Genomic DNA, 22812 nt, shown 5'->3' on the forward strand with positions numbered 1-22812 from the left:
ATGGCTAAGTTTTTATCATATGAAGATCGTTTACAGATTGAAAGTGGACTGAAGGAGGATATGACTTTTACCGAGATAGGCAAGGAGCTTTTGCGCGACAGAACTACGATTACAAAAGAAGTTCGCAACTATGCAGTAGAGCAATGGAGTGGATATTCAGTCTATCTCCATAATGTATGCAAGTATCGAAAAGGATGTAAGCGAAAAAAAGTGTGTGGAACCAATAAATGTAAGTATCCAATGGTAACCACATGCAGACAGTGTGAGCGTCTGTGCAACAGGTATTGCGTACAGTTTGAGGAAGAAGTGTGTACCAGTAGATTTAAAGCGCCCTATGTATGTAATGGATGTAGTGAAGTGAAAAAGTGTACATTGACGAAGACAATCTATGACGCATTGGAAGCCCATCGTCAGGCATCGAAAAAGATTGCACAATCAAGAAGTGGAATTCTTTCCACGGAAGGAGAAATTGCCAGACTGAATGAAATCCTGGTTCCGTTGATTAAACAAGGACAGTCCATACATCAGATTTATTTAAATAATAAGGATGAGCTGATGTGCAGTGAAAAGACTTTATACAATTACATAGACGGAAGTCTGTTTGATGTGAGGAACATTGATCTCCCACGGAAAGTAAAGTATCGTCCACGTTATAAAAAACCAGAACTAAAGGTAGACAGAGGCTGTCGAGTTGGAAGAAACTATCATGATTATGAAGTGTATCTGGAGCAGCATCCTGATACGGCAGTGACCCAGATGGATTCTGTGATAGGAAGCAAAGGTGGAAAGGTTCTGCTTACGGTATTCTTTGTAGAAACGTCCTTGATGCTTGCATTCCTAAGAGATTCCAATACCTCTAAGTCAGTAATTGATATTTATGATGAGCTATATAATTGGCTGGGAGGACAAGAATTTCGAAAGTTGTTTCCGATCATTTTGACAGACAACGGAAGTGAATTTTCTAATCCCAAGAGTATCGAGTATGGTCCAGATGGAAAAGGATTCCAAAGAACCAGAATCTATTACTGCAATCCAAGTGCCCCCTATCAGAAAGCGGAAATAGAGGTAGGGCATGAATTCATAAGAAGGGTATTGCCAAAGGGAAAAAGTTTTGATGAATTGACGCAGGAAGAAATCAATCGGATGATGGATCATATCAATTCCTATAGAAGAAAGAAACTGAATGGGAAAAGTCCGTATGAAGCATTCTGTTTTTATTATGGAAAAGACCTGGCTGATAAATTAGGATGCCACGAGGTTGACGCCAACAGCATCAATTTAACGCCGGGTCTTTTAAAAAAGTAGCAAGATAATCGGAAGAAGAAACCACTGGCTGGAACGAAAAAAACAGATACCAGCAGACGTGAATTTCGGAGTACAAAATTTGTAAGCCAAAAGTGACGTCCGGTTTTTGTGCGCCAAAATTATCCTGTTACCAGAGATTATACCATGAAAAGCAACAGAAAAACGGGAAAGTCATAACAATTGTGGAATTTCGATTACAAATTTTGAAGGTTGATTACAAAATGTGAAACTCGTTTACAAAACGGGAAAGTCGGATTACATTTCACCACATAAAATCATCTTTTTTGGATTAATAGTCGTTTTATGCCTCAAATGGTCAATTTATGTATTGTCTATTTAAAAATACGAATAATTTTCGATATATTAAATGTAACAGTTCATAAAGATTAGTATATTAGGGAGAAAATGAATGAAAGTAGAAAGTATACCGGCTCAATTAATTGGTTATGAATTTAAAAATCAGGTGAATACAAATAGAATAATTGAAGAAAATCAAAAAATTATAAATGATTTTTTTGGAAAAAGCAATCAATACATAGGAACAGATTTCATTGGAAGAAAATTGGATTTATCTTCATTGATTGAATATGAAGGAGGATATCTAAAAGGTAATTTATCAGATATAAATGATGTTGATTATTTTAAATTTAGCGTTGCTTCATATCGAAATTTGAATATGATTGAACAGTATAATAAGGATATTATTATAACGTTAGATAATATTCCTAAAGATTGTAATTATGAAATAATTTTATATGATGAAAACGGAAATCAAGTTGGAATAGGCACTGAAAATGAAAATGGCGGAAAACGTATAATAGTACCAAATTGGAATAACTCGACGGAATTTTATGTAAAAGTAGTATCACAAGATAACGTAAATGTGAACGAAGATTATCACATATCATTTTCTACAAAACCTGCCAGCCAAAGTAATGGGGCATATTTGCAAAATCAAGAAAAACAAAAATATTTAAGTGAATTTAGGAAAAAACTACATTATGGTAAGGATTATACACAAGAAAAAGAAGCTTTAATAGCGATTGAAGAAAAATATCAGAAAATATATGAAGAAAAGTTAAATGAATTACACGAGAGTCAGATGCAGCAAGTGTGCAAAGAAGGTGAAAGTATTAATGAGAATAATCTGAAAAAGCTTTTAGATAAATTCATTAATGAAGAAGAACTAACCGATTTAGAATCTAAACTAATTCAAATTTATGCGAATGCATCAGAATACGATCAGGCAAGGGCGATTAAAAATCTAAATACAACTATATCAAAACAGTTTTTTGAAATACTTGAGAATGAGGGTATTGAAGTTTCAAATGAAATATTGGTTCAAGTAGGGCAAGATGGTAAAGTAATGGTATCAGGAAATACAAATAGGGAAGATTTAAATAGAATTAGTGAAATAATTGAAAAAAATTTTACTAAGATTCTATGGGAAAATTATATATGTGCTAGTGAGGATACAAATCAATTGACAATTGAGGAGAAAGAAGTCCTACAAATGATGGTTGATATTGAAACTTTTTTAAATAAAGCAACAGGAGGAGAAGTAAAATTAAGTGATTTAAGTGTAAAAACAAACGGATATATTGAGGGATTGGCTGGTAAAATAAGTTTGTCAATTAATTATCCCAATAATACGCTTGGATTGGATATACAAAAGGTGAAAAAGTTTTATGAAATGGATACAAACGATTCATTATCTTTATGTAAAGCCACTTTTATGATAAAAGAAAATAAATTACAGATAATGAATGGTAGTATGAAATGAATCTACATGTCTTTTATTTAGCATCTTGGGTATAAAAAAGTAGTAGCTATTTCTATTTTTGATAATATGTAGTATAATGTAAAGTGTTGTGCAAAATATGCGCGACACTTTTTGCATAAAGAAGGAGAGAAAATAAAATGAGTAAAAAAATGAAACTATTTGTTCCTTGCTATTACGCGTTCTTTTCCAACGGAATGATGGCTTTAGTATTGGGTTCAATATTAACATATTTGATCAAGGAAGCAAATCTAAACTACAGTGTAGCAGGAGGACTTTTATCTGCTTTTGCAATTGGTAATCTACTGGCAAGCTTTGTTAACCCTTATATTGCAGGAAAGATTGGAAGAAAGAAAACAACAATCCTTTTATCTGCATTGATACCAATTGATTTATTTATTATTGCTTTAGTAGCACCTGTTCCGATTTTGTATCTTGCTTGTATTTTGCTTGGAATCGGAAGAGGATCCGTTAGTATTATTAACAATATGGTAGTCAATGATTATGATGGTACGCCATTTGCTTTGAATTTGTTACACATGGTATTTGCTATGGGTGCATTTTTAGCACCATTTTTAACCTCAGTTTTTGTTAGTGGAGGATTTAACTGGAGATATATTATCTATACAGTAATCATATTATCAACCATATCCGTTATAGGGTATTGTACCATTCCTTTGGATGAGAATATAATTAAGAAGGAAAAGAAAGAGGGCATTAAAGAGAATCGTTTTTTGAAAAATCCAGATTTTTATTTTTGTGGTCTTTTGTTATTTTTCTACTTAGGAGTCGAAAACTGTGTAAACGGGTGGTTTGTAACTTATTTTAAAGAAATCGGAATTATGAGTGACAATTATGCAACCAATTTAGTTTCCGTTACATGGATTGTTATTATGTTGGGAAGACTAACAACTGGTTATCTTTCTAAGAAATTATCGAAGTATAAAATCATGTTAGTAAATTGTAGTTTTACCGTATTATTTTTTATTATGCTGATTGCAACAAAGGATTTAACAATAATTAGCATAGCGGTTGTTGGACTTGGTTTCTTCTTTGCGGGAATTTATCCAACTGGTATTGCAAATGCAGGAGAAATGATCAAAGGTTCAACAGGTGGAATGTCTATGTTACTTGCAATGGCGGCACTAGGAGGGATTATTACACCGCAGATAGTGGGGATTATTGCGGATGGAGCAGTTGGACTTTCTGGCGCGATTGCCTTTTTAAGTATCAATGTTGCAATGATGTTATTCTTTGCAATCATAGGTTTTGTAAGAGCGAAAAAAATATAAATTTTTATTCCTAAGCTATACTAATTGACTAAAATAAGCTATACTAATGATATGAGTAAATATTTATTGTGAGCGAAGTTCATACTTTGTTATAAAAAAGTTCTTAAAATCATTAGAAAGGAAGTGTTATTGTATGAAAAGAGTATTTTTAATTGTATTAGATAGTTTTGGAATCGGTGAAATGCCAGATGCGATAGACTTTCAAGATGAAGGAAGTAATACAATCAAGGCGGCATCAACAAGTGAATTTTTTTCTATGCCAAATATGCAAAGACTAGGGTTATTTAACATAGATGGTGTTGATTGTAGAGAAGGAGTAGGCGAGCCAAAGGCGACCTACGCAAGAATGACAGAAGTTTCAAAGGGAAAAGATACAACGATAGGCCATTGGGAGATTGCTGGAATTCAATCGGAAAGGCCGCTTCCAACCTATCCACAAGGCTTTCCAAAAGAGATTCTAGATAAATTTCAAGAAGCAACTGGCAGAGGTATCATCTGTAACAAACCATATTCAGGTACAGATGTGATAAGAGATTATGGAAAACAACATGTAGAAACGGGAGATTTAATCGTCTATACATCAGCGGATAGTGTATTCCAGATTGCTGCTCATGAAGCGGTAGTTCCTATTGAAACTTTATATGAATACTGTAAAATAGCAAGAGAAATCTTGGTTGGCGAACATGGAGTTGGAAGGGTAATCGCAAGACCCTTTGAAGGTGAATATCCAGATTTTAAAAGAACTTCAAGACGTCATGATTTTTCGATATTACCACCAACAGATACGATGTTAAATAATCTAAAAGATCATAATTTTGATGTAATTGCGGTTGGAAAAATCAATGACATATTTGCAGGGCAAGGAATTACAGAATATGTTTATACAAAGAATAATGAAGAAGGTATCGAGCGTACTTTAGAATATTTAGACAAGGATTTTGAAGGACTTTGTTTTATCAATCTGGTTGATTTTGATATGCTCTATGGACATCGTAATGATGTGGATGGCTATGCAAAGGCACTGACTCATTTTGATAATCGACTTCCAGCTATTTTAGATAAGTTAAGAGAAGAAGATATATTAATGATAACAGCTGACCATGGCTGTGATCCACTTACTCCATCAACCGATCATTCCAGAGAATATACTCCTTGGATTATTTATGGTAAACAGGTGAAGGAAAATAATAATCTTGGAACAAGGGAGAGCTTTTCGGATATTGCAAAGACAATCACAGATTACTTTGGGATTTGGTCTGATATTAAAGGAGAGTCTGCTTTGCATAAGTTTAAGGTATAATAGGGAAGTTAAAAACTTTCCTACATACAAAAAAGCTGTAACAATTCAATTGTTACAGCTTTTTTGGGGACTTATTAAGCTATTTGTACGTTAACAGCTTGATCGCCTCTGTTGCCTTTTGTGATATCAAAAGTCACGTCCTGACCATCTTGTAATGTTTTAAAACCATCTGTAACGATTCCAGAGAAATGTACGAATATATCTTCGCCATCTGCTGCATTTGTGATAAATCCAAATCCTTTTGTTGAGTTAAACCATTTTACTGTACCTTTATTCATGAAAGATACCTCCTAATATTTTATTATATTTTCGGTGAAAATAAAAAATCACATACTTTTGTAAATCATGATATAGAATAATGACTTACAAAAATATGTGAATCAAAATAAACATCTCAAATATGTATCTATAATATCAAATAATTCATGCAATGTCAATGATAATTTATTATTTTTCAAAAAAGTTATTATAAATAGAAAAAGTTTTTATAAAATTAAGAGAAAGCAATGGCTTTTATTTTTACATTGATAGAGTTTGCTGCGCGTGATGAATGGGCGCTTGTTACGCCTTGTTTTAGGTAATATATCACCTCTTGACAATGGATATTGTATTAGTATAAACTTAATAAGTTATGGAAATATAAAGATGGGCGTATGCCTTTTTGAATAGACTTAGGAGGATTTACATTGGCTGATTTAAAAAATGAAATTGAAAAGAGACGAACGTTTGCGATTATTTCGCATCCAGATGCAGGTAAAACAACCTTAACGGAGAAATTTTTATTATATGGTGGAGCAATTAACTTGGCTGGTTCGGTTAAAGGAAAAGCTACAGCAAGACATGCTGTTTCAGACTGGATGGAAATTGAGAAAGAAAGAGGAATATCTGTTACATCCTCCGTCTTACAATTTAATTATGATAATTATTGCATCAATATTTTGGATACACCTGGACATCAGGACTTTTCAGAGGATACGTATCGTACCTTAATGGCAGCGGATTCAGCGGTAATGGTTATTGATGCCTCAAAAGGTGTAGAGGCTCAAACGAGAAAGCTGTTTAAAGTATGTGTTATGAGAAATATCCCAATCTTTACCTTTATTAATAAAATGGATCGTGAGGCAAGAGATACCTTTGAGCTTTTGGATGAAATTGAAAAAGAGCTTGGAATCGCAACCTGTCCTATTAATTGGCCAATTGGTTCAGGTAAGGATTTTAAAGGAGTGTATGATAGAAATACTCAAATGGTAACAACATTTTCTGATACGCAAAGAGGGACAAAAGAAGGAGAAACAAAGGAAATATCAATCGATGATAGCAATCTTGCAGACATCATTGGTGAGTCTTTTGCTGCAACCGTTCAAGATGAAGTTGAACTGTTAGATGGTGCGAGCGCTGAATTTGATATGGAGCTAGTAAGTACAGGGAAATTGTCACCAGTATTTTTCGGATCAGCTTTGACCAATTTTGGGGTGGAGATATTTTTAAAATATTTCCTTCAAATGACGTCTTCTCCACTTCCTAGAAATTCAAATATTGGTCCTATCAATCCATTTGGCTCTGACTTTTCAGCTTTTGTATTTAAAATTCAAGCAAATATGAATAAAGCGCATAGAGATAGAATTGCTTTTATGAGAATTTGCTCAGGAAAATTTGAAGCGGGAATGGAAGTGACTCATATTCAAGGAGGCAATAAAAAGCTTCGTTTGTCTCAACCACAACAATTAATGGCACAAGAAAGAAAGATGGTAGAAGAAGCTTATGCAGGGGATATCATAGGTGTATTTGATCCAGGTATTTTTTCCATTGGAGATACGTTATGTGCTGGTTCGGATAAATTTGAATTTGAAGGGATACCTACATTTGCGCCTGAGCACTTTGCAAGAGTACGGCAGATGGATACCATGAAGCGAAAACAATTTGTCAAAGGGATCAGTCAGATAGCGCAAGAAGGAGCCATTCAAATTTTTCAAGAATACAATACTGGTATGGAAGAAATCATAGTAGGTGTTGTAGGTGTTCTTCAGTTTGATGTACTAAAATACAGATTGGAAAATGAATACAATGTAGAGATTCGCATGGAAAATCTTCCTTATGAGCATATTCGCTGGATTGCGAATAAAGAAGTGGATTTGGATAAAATCGTAGGTACTTCGGATATGAAGAAAATAAAAGACTTAAAGGGAAATCCACTTTTACTTTTCGTAAATAGTTGGAGCATTGGAATGACGCTTGATCGTAATAAAGGGCTGGAACTTTCAGAATTTGGACGTGATTAGGAGAAAATGTTTATAGTTTGATAGGATAAAAGAAGCAAGGGTTTACGAACCTATATTTTTATGATACAGTATAATAAGACAGGGAGCTTGTAAGCAGGCTGAGAGGAAGTAATCGAACTTCGACCTATAACCTGATTTGGATAATGCCAACGTAGGGAAGAAATGAAATTTTTTGAGTTCATACACTATGTGGGTGTTATGGACTCTTTTTTTTTATATAATTGGAATGTTCATAGAACGTTCCTTAAAGGTAGCAGTCCATAATAAACATAAATGTATCATTGCATTTCTCTTAAGTTGGCAAATCATTAGAAGGGTAGACCTGTCAATAGGAGGATAATCAAATGAGAAATTATGCAACACAGATGGAAGCAGCAAGAAAAGGAATCATTACCAATGAGCTACAAAAGGTAGCAGAAAAGGAGAGAATGGCAACAGAGGAACTACTACCTTTGGTGGCAGAGGGAAAAGTGGTTATTTGTGCCAATAAGAATCATACCTGCATTGATCCAGAAGGTGTTGGTAGCATGCTTCGTACCAAGATCAATGTCAATCTAGGTGTATCACGTGATTGTAAGGACATGGATGTAGAAATGAAAAAAGTAATGTCTGCAGTAGAGCTTGGTGCACACTCCATAATGGATTTATCTTCTCATGGAGATACCATTCCGTTTCGACGAAAATTGACAAAAGAGTGTCCCGCTATGATAGGTACGGTTCCAATTTATGATTCAGTTATCCATTTTCAAAAAGATTTAGCACATTTAACAGCTAAGGATTTTATTGATGTCATTCGTCTTCATGCAGAAGATGGAGTAGATTTTGTAACATTACATTGCGGTATAACCAGAAAAACAATAGAACAGATTAAAAAGCATAAGAGAAAGATGAATATTGTATCAAGAGGAGGTTCTCTTGTTTTTGCATGGATGAGTATGACGGGAAAAGAGAATCCGTTTTATGAGTACTATGATGATATTCTTGACATTTGTAGAGAATATGATGTAACGATATCACTTGGAGATGCTTGTCGCCCAGGATGCCTTGCGGATGCCTCTGACGTATGCCAGATTGAGGAGTTGGTAAGATTAGGGGAATTAACGAAACGAGCGTGGGAGAAGGATGTACAGGTTATGGTGGAAGGTCCTGGACATATGCCAATTGATCAAATCGAAGCAAATATGAAGATTCAACAAACGATTTGCATGGGAGCACCATTTTATGTATTAGGGCCGTTAGTTACGGATATTGCACCAGGCTATGATCATATTACTTCTGCCATAGGAGGAGCAATTGCAGCATCAGCAGGAGCTGCATTTTTATGCTATGTCACACCAGCAGAGCATCTTGCCTTGCCAAATCTTGAAGACGTAAAGCAAGGAATCATTGCATCTAAAATAGCGGCGCATGCGGCAGATATTGCAAAGGGCGTGAGAGGGGCAAGAGAGATTGATGATAAAATGGCAGATGCAAGAAGAGAACTCGATTGGGAAGCACAATGGGCTTGTGCCATTGATCCAGCCACAGCAAAAGCAATACGAGAAGATCGAAAGCCTGAGCATGAAGATACTTGTTCTATGTGTGGAAAGTTTTGTGCAGTACGTAGTATGAATAAGGCATTAGCAGGTGAATATATTGATATATTATAACGAAAGAAAAGAAAGGGCAGCGTGGGGCTGCCTTTCTTTGTACGGTATGCATTCAGAAGATTTGTTCATTATAAAGTAACTTTTTCAATGATATATTGAGAATTAATTATAAGCCACAATTGAGGATTATAAACAGTGATATTCCAGACACTAATGCCATTTAGATGGTACTCAGAAACCAGATTTAATATTCCTTGAATTGTTTTAGCGTTAATAAACCAAATCGCATGATCTTCATACTGATTTTTTTTATAAGTGAAGTAGGGAGTTTGCGATAGTTCATCAAATTGTATGTTGATGTTATAAGCTTTCGCTAAATTATTGACATTATTATATGAAATGACGTTTACATCAGAAATACCTGATACATATGGAAGTTCCCAATCATAACCTAATGTTGCAATTCCAATAATTACCTTATCTGGTGGAATGAAACTAAGAATAAAGTCCAAAAACACTTTGGTTTGATAAACAGAAGTAATCGGGGAAGGTGGGTTTGCGTTAAATGCCCATTCATAACTTGTAAATATAATATTATGTGCTAATTCGTTGATTGTCGAGTAATCTATTTTTTCAAACTCTACTTTATTATTCGTAAATTTTATATTAGGGTTAATTGTAACAAATACCTGATAGCCTTCTGTGTTTAAACGGTTTACTACATTTGTAAAATATTCTTCATATAACGATAGATTGGAAAGACTAATATATTGTATGGAAATGTTTAATCCCCAATACCCTTTTTCTTTTAAAATTCTTAATATGTTTTCTATTTGTACCTTTTGAAATTCCTTGTTTAGTAATAAATGAAAATCGGTCGTAATATTTGCTTCACCTTGGAGGGTTAAGGTAGTTAATAACATGAGTGGAGCAACTCCATAGGATTTTGCCATATTAACGATCTCTGTTTCGTCATAATACTGTTTGATGAACCCCTCTTTGGTCGCAGTATAATTTAGAATCGATAAATAAGTTAAATAGGGTAAAGTTTTCATTAGAGTAGTTTTATTAATAGTAGGGACTGTATTACCATGTGTAGTAATTGACTCTTTTTTTGGATATTTGATGATAATAGTATCCCCTGGATATAAATATTTTTCATCAAATAAATAGGGATTGTTAGCTAATAATTCAATTACGGATAATTCATTGTTTTTGGCTATTTGTTCTAATGTATCCCCATCTTTAATGATATAAGTAGTTTCTGGCAATGCTATCACAATAGACTGTCCAACGACTAGGTTAGTCGGGCTAGTAATTCCATTATCATACATGAGTTTTTCTATAGAAATTCCATAATCATTTGCTATGGACTCAAGGGTCTCCCCAGATGTTACTATGTGTATTGTCATATTAATCCTTATTAATTGAGTTATAATATTATATGATAATATAATGCAATGATACCATAACTTCATTTAAAGTATGTTCTTTTTGGTTTTTAGGAAAGATAATAAATAGAGATTGTGTAATGTTAAAAATTACTATAGAATAAGAGTGTATAATGATTTGAAATAACATTAAAAGGAGTAATTATGAAAAAAGCATTAAGAAAAATTGGTATTTTACTGTTAGCAGTTTTGATAGGATTTCTTTATTACTATATTACAATTCCTGCTATTAACATTCATTCAAGAGGATTTTGGATATTTATAATTGGTGGTGTTGTATTATTTTTTGTATTGCTGACCTTTGCTTTTGCCAAATCGCAAAAGGATATGAAAAATACTCCGATTGTAAAAGTGGGTTTTGTTGTTACTGGAATTTTTATACTTGTTTTTATTATTGGAAGTATTTTATCTTCTCCAATTGTAAATGCAGCCAAATATCAACAATTATTAAATGTAAATGACAGGGAATTTCAAACAGATATCAAAGAGGTATCCTTTCATCAAATACCAATTCTTGATAAGGATTCCGCAGAACTTCTTGGTAATCGAAAAATGGGTAGTATGGTCAATATGGTATCACAATTTGAAGTAAGCAGTTTATATACGCAGATTAATTATCAAGGTGCACCAACACGAGTGACACCATTAGAATATGCAAGTCCAATAAAATGGTTAACGAATCATAAGGAAGGAATTCCAGCTTATATAAAAATTAATATGACGGATCAAAATGTTGAACTTGTGAAATTAAATCAAGGAATCAGGTATTCGGAAAGCGAGTATTTTAATCGTTATATTTATCGCCACATGCGTTTTTCTTATCCGACTTATATATTTGATAGCTTTAACTTTGAAATTGACGATTCGGGAGTTCCATATTGGGTTTGTCCGGTAAAAAAATATACCATTGGATTATTTGGAGGAGAAACCATAGGAAGAGTGGTTCTTTGTAATGCTGTAACAGGTGAAACGATAGATTATGATATTACGGAAGTTCCAACATGGATAGATAGAGTGTTTTCTGCTGAACTTTTGATTCAACAATATGACTATCATGGTACATTAAAGCATGGGTACTTGAATACCTTGCTTAGCCAAAGAGATTGTTTAAAGACATCAGATGGATATAACTATCTGGCAATGGAAGATGATGTATGGGTATACACTGGAGTCACTTCAGTCAGTGGAGATGAATCCAATGTTGGTTTTGTATTAATGAACCAAAGAACAAGAGAAACACGTTTTTATAGCATTGAGGGAGCAGAGGAGTATTCGGCTATGTCGTCTGCAGAGGGGCAGGTGCAACATTTAGGATACAAAGCCACTTTTCCGTTATTATTAAATATTGGAAGTGAACCTACGTATTTTATTGCTTTGAAAGATGAAGCGGGACTTGTGAAAAAGTATGCGATGGTAAATATAAAAAGATATCAAATTGTGGCAATTGGTGATAGCGTATTGGAGTGTGAAAAACAATACATTTCACTTCTAAGTTCCAATGGGATTACGAATGAAGTAAGTCAAGAGATACAAAAGATAACAGGAGAAATCACAAAGATTGCACAGGCGGTTATAGATGGAAATACACACTACTATATTATGGTAACAGGATCGAATGCTATCTTTGATGTTCCAGTGGTAGATTATATTAATATTATTAAATTTAATGAAGGTGATACGATTACGTTTGAGTATGCACAAGGAATTGATAAAAACACGGTATATTCCATTGAATAGTTTGGGTCAAAAGAAAAGTTTCACTAGAGAGATTAAGAATTAAGTGATATACTAATAAGATAAATAGGCATGTAAGTAATAGGCATCTCGGGAGGAAAAAATGAAATTAATTACCTATAAGTTAAAAGAAAGTGGAAATGAAATAATTGGAATAGTAAGTCAAGATGGGCAAAGAATATATCCTATTAGCCAATTTGATATCAATTACCCAACGATGAATGATCTGATTGAAAACATCTCAAGCGCAGAATTAGAATTGTTAAAAAGTAAGGCAGAAAAGGAGCATGATCAATTTGTTGCCAGTGACAAAATAATTAAAGTAGCTCCCATTACCCAGCCAAGACAGGATATAATTTGTTTAGGAATTAATTATATGGCACATGCAGAAGAATCAGCTAGATATAAACAAGAAGCCTTTGGAGGGGAACGTCCACATGCTGTTTACTTTTCAAAAAGAGTAAATGAAGCGGTAGCAGATGGGGGTGAAATTCCAGGGTACGAAGGATTGGTAGATAGCCTTGATTATGAAGCAGAACTTGCTTTCATTATTGGAAAAGATGCAAAGAATGTAAAAAAAGAAGATGCTTTTGACTATATCTTTGGCTATACTATCATGAATGATGTCAGTGCACGAAATTTGCAGACGGCTCATAAGCAATGGTATTTTGGTAAAAGTCTAGATGGTTTTACACCTTTAGGACCAGTAATTGTAACAAAAGATGAATTTGATTATCCACCAAAGCTAGATATTAAAAGTTATGTCAATGGTGAACTAAGACAAGATAGTAATACAGAATTACTTATATTTGGAATTGCTCATGTTGTGAGTGAACTTTCAAAGGGTATGACGTTAAAAGCTGGAACGATTATTTCTATGGGAACACCTGCAGGAGTGGGAATGGGGTTTGTACCGCCGCGTTTTCTTAAAAAAGGCGATGTCGTTACTTGTGAGATCGAAGGAATTGGTAAATTAACCAATACGATTGGATAATCGTAAAGTTAAATGCGAAAGTGTGAAAGCCAATGTATGTCGAACTATATGATAACAAAACACAAAAGCATATTGACATAAGGCAGGAGAATATAGAAGAATTTATTCATGAATAAAAAAAGAATTCCTAAACATTTTGCTTTAGGAATTCTTTTTTTGTATGTTTCTATCTTAGCATTCGATATACGTTAATTTGATTTTACTTCATTCCAGAGAGTGGAAAATAAATCATCATTTTCTGAACCAAGATATTGATAGGTTTCACAATCTTTTAACATATCAGCAGTAGGAAAAGCTACTTCGCTATTTTTGATATCTTCATCTTCAATGAGTTCTCTTGCGGCTTTATTAGGAGTAGAATACGTAATGTATTCAAAGTTTTTAAGTGCAATGTCATCACGGCATAAGAAGTTAATAAATTTCTCTGCATTTTCTTTATGTTCAGCTGTTTTTGGAATTACCCAACCATCAATCCAAACATTAGAGCCTTCTTTTGGAATGACATATTCTAAGTCAGGATTCTCACGTTGTGTAAAGATTGCTTCACCAGAATAAATAACACCAAGAGCTGCTTCGTTTCCGATCATTTTATCACGAACTTGATCAATAACATATGCTTGAACCAAAGGTTTTTGTTGAATCAATAATTCCTTTGCCTCATTTAACTGATTAGCATCTGTAGAGTTAATGGAGTAGCCTAAGGATTTTAGTGCAACTGCAAATGCATCACGTACACTATCTTGCATTAGTATACTATCTTTATATTTTTCATCCCATAGAATAGACCAACTATCCACAGGTTCATCTACCATGGTTTTGTTGTATAGGATTCCTACCGTTCCCCAGCAATAAGGCACACTGTATTTATTTTCTGGGTCAAATTGTTTTGCCTGATCTAAATACGTCTGATCAATATTAGAAAGATTTGGAATGTTATCATAATTAAGTTCTGCTAACAAATCATCTTGTATCATTCGCTCAATCATGTAATCAGAAGGACAAACGACATCATAAGATACACCACTTGATGCAACTTTTGGGTACATAATTTCGTTTGTTTCAAATTCATCATAGACAACTTCGATACCCGTTTCTTCCTGAAACATGTCTAATACTTCTGGATCAATGTATTCACCCCAGTTATAGACGTATACTTTATTTGCATCACTTGCTGAGTTCTTGCCACCACAACCAGTGAGAGCTGAAATCGCAAGTGCTGTTGTAGCGATGAATAAAAACCATTTTTTCATATTAAAATCCTCCTAAACTAACTTTCTTTTCGCTGTTTTGGAACTTTGTTTACAGCGATTAATAAAAATAAAACAGATACAAATAGTAGTGTTGACAAGGCATACATTTCTGGTTTAATTCCTTTTCGAACTTCAGCATAAATTTTCGTAGAAAGTGTATCGATGCCAGAACCTTTTGTAAAATGAGTAATGATAAAATCATCCAATGACATAGTAAAGGATAATAAAAAGCCTGATAAAATACCTGGTAATATATCAGGTACGATAACTTTGTAAAAAGCATAAAAAGGCGATGCGCCAAGATCAAGGGCAGCCATATATGTGTTTTGGTCGATTTGCTTTAGCTTTGGCATAACACTTAAAATAACATAAGGTATATTAAACGTAATGTGTGCTAACAGTATGGTAGAAAACCCAAATCGTACACCAAATGCAATAAACAAAAGCATCAATGAAATTCCTGTTACAATATCAGCATTTAGCATTGGTATATTCGTGACACTCATAAAAATTGTCTTTAGATGACGATTCATTGCGTTAATACCAATGGAAGCAGCAGTACCAATCACCGTTGCAATCAAAGCAGATAAAAAGGCAATGATTAGAGTGTTTGAAAGTGCTTCTAAGATTGCATCATTTTGAAACAATTCAAAATACCACTTCAGAGTAAAACCACCCCATTTTGCACGTGTCTTTGAAGCGTTAAAGGATAACACAATAAGAGTCGCAATCGGAGCGTAAAGCAGTATAAAAATCAAAGTGAGATAGAACTTAGATAGAAATTTTTTCATTATATCAGTCCCTCCCCATCTTTGTCGTATTTAGATAATATTGCCATACTTAGTAAAATAAATACCATAAGAACTAAGGACAATCCAGAACCTGCATTCCAATTATTTGCTTGAGTAAATTTTTGCTCTATGACATTTCCAATAAGAAGGATTTTACTTCCTCCTAATAAATCAGAGATTACAAATGTTGTGAGCGATGGTACAAATACCATAGTAATCCCACTAATTACACCAGGCCAGCTAAGCGGTAAAATTACTTTGTAAAAGGTCAAAAAGCTATTAGCCCCTAAATCTTTTGCGGCATTAATAACATTTGGATCAATCTTAATCAAAATATTATAAATAGGAAGAACCATAAACGGTAGAAAATTATAAACCATTCCAAGTACTATGGCATAAGGAGTATTAATGATATTTAATGTAGGTAAATGTAAAAGGGTTAATACACTATTAATAACTCCTGTTTTCTCCAGTAAGGTCTGCCAAGCTAATGTACGAAGCAAAAAGTTCATCCACATAGGTAATATAAAAATTAAAACAATAAAGCTATTTTGATTCACATCTAATTGGTTTAAGATCATTGCCAATGGATAAGCAAGAATCAGGCAGATAATGGTACTGACGATGGAAAGCAAAAGAGCAAGAACCAATGCTTTTACGTTGGTGTTTGTCGTAATCTGTAATATGTTTTCAAATGTAATGGAACCATCTTTCGTAGTAAGTCCATAGTAAAGTATCATGACTAATGGTATGATTATAAAGGAAATGGCCCAAAAAAGATAAGGACCTGATAACCATTTTTTATTCATTGATGATCACCGCCTCCTCATCTTCGGATGCAGGTTTGTTCATGATTTGAATATCAAAAGGATCAACATGAATTCCAACCTTAGTACCAACTGGAAATAAATCGGTACTGTGTACCAACCATTCGTGTCCGTTTGCCATTACTTCCATTTCATAATGCACACCTTTAAATATGAGATGTGTTACTACACCTTGAATCGTTCCTTCTTCTGGCTTTACTAAATCAATGTCCTCAGGACGAATGACAACATCTACGGGTGTATTGATTCCAAAACCAGTATCAACGCAAGGAAATTTTGCATCTAATATTTTTACAAGCTTATCTTGAAGCATAATAGCAGGCAATATATTACTTTCACCAATAAAATCAGCTACAAATGCATTTTGTGGCTCGTTATAAATATCTTCTGGTGTTCCAATTTGTTGAATGTAACCTTGGTTCATTACAACAATGGTGTCAGACATAGTCAAAGCTTCTTCTTGATCATGTGTTACATAGATAAAGGTAATGCCAAGCTCATTTTTCAAACGAATTAGTTCGTATTGCATATCTTGGCGAAGCTTTAAATCAAGAGCTCCTAAAGGTTCATCCAAAAGCAAAACTTTTGGTTCATTTACAATAGCACGGGCGATAGCAATACGTTGTTGTTGACCGCCACTTAATGAATTAGGCATACGGTTCTCATAACCTTCAAGATTTACTAACTTTAAAGCATATTTTATCTTATCTTGTATGTATTGCTTTGATTTTCCTTTTATCTTCAATCCAAATGCAATATTTTCAGCAATTGACATATGAGTGAAAAGTGCATATTTTTGAAATACTGTATTTAAAGCTCTTTTATTCGGTGGAAGATTGGTAATGTTAGTACCGCCAAAAATAACTTCCCCTTTATCGGGTTGTTGAAAACCACCAAGTATTCCAAGGGTGGTAGACTTACCACATCCACTGGGCCCTAGTAAAGTAACAAACTCATTTTCTTTTACAGATAAATTGAGGTCATCTAAAACTAGCTGGTTGTCAAAGGATTTGGTAATATTGATTAAATCAATTAAGTTATTGCTCACTTTTCATCTCTCCTGTGTTCTAAAAATTTGGCGGAGTACTTACCCATATAAGCGTTGCCCCTGTTTTGGCATTTGCCACAATATAATGTTTTGCATTTGGGGTAAAATAAAATGATTCCCCTTTTTTTACTTTATGTATTTTATTTCCTATATTAATTGATATACTTCCATGTAAGACATAACCGAATTCTTCACCCTCATGCGGATTATCTGGATAGGTAGAACCACCTGGTTCTAATGTAAGTCGTATGGGTTCCATAATGTTTTTTTGCGCATTTGGAATAATCCATTCTATTTTGTTGCCAAGCTCAGAGTCTATCTTTTCAAAATAATCACTTTGTTTAAAAACAATCTGCTCATCTGATTTATCATTAAAGAAATCCTTCAAATCTGTTCCAAGGCATTGTAATATATCGACAAGCGTAGCAATAGAAGGGGAAGTTAAATCACGCTCAATCTGAGATATGAATCCCTTAGACAATTCTGCACGATCGGCTAATTCTTCTTGAGTAAGATTTTTTAATACTCTAAGTTCTTTTAGCTTGCTTCCTATTTGCATTGAAATATTTCCTTTCTAAATAAATAGTAAAACTATACAAAAAGTTTACTATACCTAAACTACACACTAGATATATTATACTCATAAAATGTCATGTGTCAACAGTAGAATCAACAAAAATAAGCAGTAAAAAAATGAAAATAATTGTATGTATTGAATTTTAAAACAAGTGAATAAATGGTTATACTATTTACACAGGAATTTGCAAGAATTGTCGGTTATTATATTAGAGTATATATAATTTTCTTATTTATAACTAGAATCAGAAAACTTGACAGACTTATCATTATAGCTTATGATTTAAGTTGATTTTACAATTAAGGTAGGTGAGGCTACCGCTAGAATTAAGATTGCCGCCGTAAAAGGATGGAGACATTCTGCACTGGTCAACAGTTGTTATCGATCAAGGTTTCAACTAGAGCAAGTTCATGTCTAGCGAAGCTAAAGCTTGAACGTTAAAAACGTAATAGAGATTAAATATTAGAAACATCTACCATTTTGTCTAGAGCTATTTTGCCTTAGACAATTTTTATGTGGATGTTTTTTTATTGTATTAAGAAAGGAGCAAGAAGTGATGGATGATCTCCCTCGTTGTAAAAACAAAATAAAAAACACTGTAAAAGTCATAATGTTTTTACTAGGTAGATGAATGATTTAAAAATCATTCTCACTTCATTCATTGTTGGAGAGGGTTTCTAGATGTTTATTCTGCCTACATTTGGCTGGACAGTTCTAGAAAGGAAGATGTATCATGAAAAAGATTAAAACACCCAACAAGGAAATCATAAGAAATAGTCCAAACATTTCCAGTTATGCAACAATGGATCTCACAGCAGTAATTGATATCTTTAAAACTCAAAACGAAGGGCTAACTACCAAAGAGGCTGATAGTAGATTAGAAGAATTTGGACCTAACCAAATCTCAGAAGGTTATAAAGATACAGTGTGGTCAAAACTTTTTGAAGCAATTATCAATCCATTTAACGTTATTTTAATAGTAATTGCAGTGGTTACGTTTATTACGGACATTGTAATTCCTGCCCGAAAAGATTTTTTTACATTTGCTATTATTATCTTACTTGTTTTTGTATCTAGTACGATTTCTTTTATACAGAGTCAATCTTCAAGTAAGGCAATTGAAAAGTTAACCAATCAAATTAACAACACGAGTCACGTTTACCGAGATGCAACATTAATTCAAATTCCTCAAAATCAAGTGGTGCCTGGTGACATTGTTCACCTAGGAGCTGGTGATGTGCTACCAGCAGATATACGTTTTATTCAAACAAGGGATACCTTTATCGCACAATCTGCATTGACTGGCGAATCAACACCAGTAGAAAAATTCTCTCATACATTAAACGATAAGGATATGAGTTTAACGGATTTAGAAAATATAGGTTTTATGGGGTCAAACATGATTAGTGGTAGTGCCCGTGGTGTTGTACTTGCAACAGGGGATTCTACCTACTTTGGATCCATGGCTGGTTCACTAACAGGAGATCGTGCAAAAAATAGCTTTGAGCGTGGCGTAGAAGATATCAGTCAAATGCTGATTCGCATGATGTTAATTATAGTGCCTGTTGTCTTTGTTATTAATGCCTTTAATAAGGGAGACTGGGGGACTTCTCTTGTATTTGCCATAAGCATTGCTGTTGGTTTAACACCTGAGATGCTTCCGGTTATTACTAATTCCACCCTCGCTGTTGGTGCACAAAACATGGCCAAGCAAAAGGTTATTGTCCGCAGTACCAGTGCCATCCAGTCTTTTGGGGAGATGGATGTTTTGTGCACGGATAAGACAGGTACGTTAACTGAGGATAAAATCGTCGTTGAACGCTATATGAATTTGAATGGTGATGATGACAGGCGAGTACTTAGACATGCATATTTAAATTCATACTTTCAAACAGGTTTGAAAAACCTAATTGATTTTGCTATTATAAATCGTGCAGAGGGATATAAATTTGATAGTATACTTAATAATTATGAGGTTGTTGACGAGGTTCCCTTTGACTTTAACCGTCGACGTATGAGCGTTGTTCTTGAAGACAAGACAGGCAAATGTCAGTTAATTACGAAAGGTGCAGTAGAAGAGATGCTTTCCATTTCTTCTTTCATTGAATTAGATGGTAAGGTTTATCCTCTAGATGATGAAAAACTAGCAATCGCTAAGGAAACATATGAAACTTATAACCACCAAGGTCTACGAATGATTGCTGTTGCTCAAAAGAACAATATACCCGATAGTGAACATTTTAGTATTGCGGATGAAAGTGATATGGTGTTAATTGGATTTATGGGCTTTTTAGACCCACCGAAAAAGAGTGCAACCCCAGCTATTAAAGCATTAGAAGAACATAAGGTTCGTACAGTTGTTTTAACAGGGGATAGTGAAGGTGTAGCAATTAACGTTTGCAATGAAGTTGGAATTGCTACCAATGTTGTATATACGGGTGGCGATATTGAGGCTATGACTGATTTAGAACTATCTAAAGCTGTAGAAGAGTGTAATCTTTTTGCTAAATTAGCACCTTCGCAAAAGACACGAGTGATATCCGTCTTACAATCCATTGGTCATACAGTTGGTTTCCTAGGAGACGGTATCAATGATGCTCCAGCATTAAGGCGAGCAGATGTAGGGATTTCTGTAGATACTGCAGTGGATATCGCGAAAGAAACAGCTGATATAGTACTGCTTGAAAAGGACTTGATGGTATTGGAACGTGGAGTTTTAGAAGGACGAAAGACCTTTGGAAATATAATGAAGTATATAAAAATGGCTACCAGTGGTAACTTTGGGAATATTATTTCCATTCTATTTGCTAGCTTATTTTTACCCTTCTTACCTATCTTACCAGTACAACTTTTGACACAAAATTTATTAAATGATTTTGCACAAATAGGTATGCCTTTTGACAATATCGATGAGAATTACCTAATAGAACCTAAATCATGGAATACAAGAAGTGTTAGAAACTTTATGTATTGGTTAGGACCTGTAAGTTCAATATTTGATATCCTTTGTTTTGCAATCCTTTGGTTTGTTATGGATGCAAACACTCTGGGAAAGGCTCCCTTGTTTCAAGCTGGTTGGTTCATATTTGGAACTCTTTCACAAATCATTATCATTCATATGATTCGAACTTCAAAGACACCATTTATAGAAAGCATGTCATCGAATGAATTGACTTTATCAACGTTTATAGTTGGAATTATTGCTTGTGTTGTTGCATTTTCTGATATAGCAATTGGTTTAGACATGTCGCCATTACCAGTGCGTTTTATACCATGGTTTGTATTACTTTTAATAGGCTATATGGTGGCAGTACAACTGGTCAAGAAGTTGTATATCAAACGTTATAACGAATTAATTTAATTGGATCTGTTTTCTTAGCGTATTTCAAAAAGAGGGGATTGTCTACTCAAATTTGAAATAATTATTATAAAGTTTGATTATAATACATTTAACAAATGAAAAAAATATGATAATATATAGTTAGATTAATGTAGTGATGTTAATCACGTAATGTATTATGGAGGAAAGTTACATGAATAAGGAAAAATATGTTGCATATGTAGGTACATATACACATGGAAGCAGCTTAGGAATTCATATTTATGATTTGGATGTACAAGCAGGAAGTATGGTGGAGAGAAGAGTTGAAAAGATTAACAACCCTTCTGACATGGCTTTTTCAAAAAGCGGTAAGTATTTGTATTCAATTGCAGATGAAGGTGTTAAATCCTATGAGGTATTACCAGACGGTGATTTAAAACCGATTAATGTGGCACCAATTGAAGGAATGAGAGGATGTTACCTGGAAACAGATTCAGAAGACAAATATCTTTTTGTTGCTGGGTATCATGATGGAAAAGTTACAGTACTTGAACTAAATGAAGATGGTAGTGTTGGTAAAATATCAGACGGTGTGTTTCATAAAGGACTTGGAAGCGTTGCAGAACGTAATTTTAGGCCTCATGTAAGTTGCGCTACATTAACTCCAGATGAGAGATTTTTATGTGCGGTTGATTTGGGTGTGGATCATGTAAAGATTTATAAATTTAATAAAGATACTGGTAAGATTAAATTAGTTGACTTTTTAAGATGCGATTTAGAATCCGCACCAAGAACATTGTTATTTAGTAAAGATGGAAAATATGCATATTTGATGTGTGAATTAAAGAACTATATTAACGTATATACTTACGCTGCAACAGAAAAATCTCCAAAGTTTGAATTGATTCAGACAATTTCTACTGCTGAAACACATTGCGATGATGGTTGCGCAGCGGCAGCAATTAAATTTTCACCTGATAATAATTATATTTTTTGTTCTAATGCAGGTGATGATAGTGTTGGAATTTATGAAATTGATCATGAAACGGGAATGCTTCAAAGAAAGAATGTATTACCAATTAGTGGGGAGTATCCAAAGGATATTGAGTTTTTCCCAGATGGAAAGCATTTGATGTCTTTGAATCATGAATCAAATACGATTACAATATTCTCAATTGATTACGAGAAGGGAGTATTAATTATGAATGGAAAACCAATCAAGATTGATACACCAAACTGTGTTTTAGTAACGAAAGTAACTAAATAAGGTAGG

Annotated in this window: 15 protein-coding genes, 2 pseudogenes and 2 riboswitches; of the genes and pseudogenes, 10 read left to right on the forward strand and 7 right to left on the reverse strand. The window is 33.9% G+C overall.

Going from position 1 to position 22812, the window contains the following annotated elements:
* From F7O84_RS03485 to F7O84_RS03500, 4 genes are all read left to right on the forward strand, one after another.
* On the forward strand, positions 1 to 1305 hold the full coding sequence (locus F7O84_RS03485) for an IS30 family transposase (RefSeq protein WP_151141995.1): 1305 nt from the start codon (positions 1 to 3) through the stop codon (positions 1303 to 1305).
* A 409-nt stretch (positions 1306 to 1714) separates the two neighbouring features.
* Complete coding sequence (locus F7O84_RS03490) at positions 1715 to 3088, forward strand: prepilin peptidase dependent protein A (protein ID WP_151141997.1); 1374 nt, start codon at positions 1715 to 1717, stop codon at positions 3086 to 3088.
* A gap of 137 nt (positions 3089 to 3225) precedes the next feature.
* Entirely contained in the window at positions 3226 to 4377 is a 1152-nt protein-coding gene (locus F7O84_RS03495; RefSeq protein ID WP_151141999.1) for an MFS transporter, read from the forward strand.
* Positions 4378 to 4510: 133 nt separating this feature from the next.
* On the forward strand, positions 4511 to 5677 hold the full coding sequence (locus tag F7O84_RS03500) for a phosphopentomutase (RefSeq protein ID WP_151142001.1): 1167 nt from the start codon (positions 4511 to 4513) through the stop codon (positions 5675 to 5677).
* 74 nt (positions 5678 to 5751) lie between these two features.
* Here F7O84_RS03500 and F7O84_RS03505 read toward each other — a convergent pair whose 3' ends face one another.
* Positions 5752 to 5955, reverse strand: a complete 204-nt coding sequence (locus F7O84_RS03505) for a cold-shock protein (protein WP_151142003.1) — start codon at positions 5953 to 5955, stop codon at positions 5752 to 5754.
* Positions 5956 to 6363: 408 nt separating this feature from the next.
* On the opposite strand from F7O84_RS03505, the gene F7O84_RS03510 reads away from it, so the two are divergent.
* Together F7O84_RS03510 and thiC are read left to right on the forward strand one after the other, a co-directional pair.
* Positions 6364 to 7956, forward strand: a complete 1593-nt coding sequence (locus tag F7O84_RS03510; RefSeq protein ID WP_151142005.1) for a peptide chain release factor 3 — start codon at positions 6364 to 6366, stop codon at positions 7954 to 7956.
* A 69-nt stretch (positions 7957 to 8025) separates the two neighbouring features.
* Positions 8026 to 8131, forward strand: a riboswitch (TPP riboswitch).
* Between the two features lie 169 nt (positions 8132 to 8300).
* The gene (thiC, locus tag F7O84_RS03515; protein WP_151142007.1) at positions 8301 to 9605 is read left to right on the forward strand and encodes a phosphomethylpyrimidine synthase ThiC; all 1305 of its coding nucleotides are present in this window, start codon (positions 8301 to 8303) and stop codon (positions 9603 to 9605) included.
* Positions 9606 to 9673: 68 nt separating this feature from the next.
* Here thiC and F7O84_RS03520 read toward each other — a convergent pair whose 3' ends face one another.
* Positions 9674 to 10957, reverse strand: coding sequence for a LysM peptidoglycan-binding domain-containing protein (locus F7O84_RS03520; protein WP_192451643.1), 1284 nt, complete (start codon positions 10955 to 10957; stop codon positions 9674 to 9676).
* A 183-nt stretch (positions 10958 to 11140) separates the two neighbouring features.
* Here F7O84_RS03520 and F7O84_RS03525 point away from each other — a divergent pair, with 183 nt between their 5' ends.
* Together F7O84_RS03525 and F7O84_RS03530 are read left to right on the forward strand one after the other, a co-directional pair.
* The gene (locus F7O84_RS03525; protein WP_151142011.1) at positions 11141 to 12733 is read left to right on the forward strand and encodes a CvpA family protein; all 1593 of its coding nucleotides are present in this window, start codon (positions 11141 to 11143) and stop codon (positions 12731 to 12733) included.
* A 100-nt stretch (positions 12734 to 12833) separates the two neighbouring features.
* On the forward strand, positions 12834 to 13724 hold the full coding sequence (locus tag F7O84_RS03530; RefSeq protein WP_151142013.1) for a fumarylacetoacetate hydrolase family protein: 891 nt from the start codon (positions 12834 to 12836) through the stop codon (positions 13722 to 13724).
* Between the two features lie 188 nt (positions 13725 to 13912).
* Here the strand turns inward: F7O84_RS03530 and F7O84_RS19130 are convergent.
* The 5 genes and pseudogenes from F7O84_RS19130 to F7O84_RS03550 form a co-directional block, all read right to left on the reverse strand.
* A pseudogene (locus tag F7O84_RS19130) lies at positions 13913 to 14893 on the reverse strand (ABC transporter substrate-binding protein); the annotation flags it as partial.
* Between the two features lie 119 nt (positions 14894 to 15012).
* Positions 15013 to 15765 (reverse strand): annotated as a pseudogene (locus F7O84_RS19135) (ABC transporter permease); the annotation flags it as partial.
* Positions 15765 to 16574 (reverse strand): ABC transporter permease, encoded by an 810-nt coding sequence (locus tag F7O84_RS03540; RefSeq protein WP_151142015.1) that lies wholly within the window; start codon positions 16572 to 16574, stop codon positions 15765 to 15767. The pseudogene F7O84_RS19135 and the gene F7O84_RS03540, both read right to left, overlap by 1 nt.
* Positions 16567 to 17640: an ABC transporter ATP-binding protein gene (locus tag F7O84_RS03545; protein ID WP_151142017.1), complete on the reverse strand. Its 1074-nt coding sequence runs from the start codon at positions 17638 to 17640 to the stop codon at positions 16567 to 16569. The genes F7O84_RS03540 and F7O84_RS03545 overlap by 8 nt, the downstream gene beginning before the upstream one ends.
* 19 nt (positions 17641 to 17659) lie before the next feature.
* A complete protein-coding gene (locus tag F7O84_RS03550; protein ID WP_151142019.1) occupies positions 17660 to 18199 on the reverse strand; it encodes a helix-turn-helix domain-containing protein in 540 nt (179 codons plus the stop codon).
* Between the two features lie 311 nt (positions 18200 to 18510).
* Positions 18511 to 18664, forward strand: a riboswitch (M-box (ykoK) riboswitch).
* Between the two features lie 286 nt (positions 18665 to 18950).
* Between F7O84_RS03550 and mgtA the strand changes: the two genes are divergently transcribed.
* Positions 18951 to 21578 carry a magnesium-translocating P-type ATPase gene (gene mgtA, locus F7O84_RS03555; RefSeq protein WP_151142021.1) on the forward strand — a complete coding sequence of 876 codons (2628 nt, stop codon included), beginning with the start codon at positions 18951 to 18953 and terminating at the stop codon, positions 21576 to 21578.
* A 172-nt stretch (positions 21579 to 21750) separates the two neighbouring features.
* Positions 21751 to 22806 (forward strand): lactonase family protein, encoded by a 1056-nt coding sequence (locus tag F7O84_RS03560; protein ID WP_151142023.1) that lies wholly within the window; start codon positions 21751 to 21753, stop codon positions 22804 to 22806.
* Positions 22807 to 22812: the final 6 nt, after the last annotated feature.

This window comes from Candidatus Galacturonatibacter soehngenii, from assembly GCF_008830185.1.
In the GTDB taxonomy this organism is placed as follows: domain Bacteria; phylum Bacillota; class Clostridia; order Lachnospirales; family Lachnospiraceae; genus Lachnotalea; species Lachnotalea soehngenii.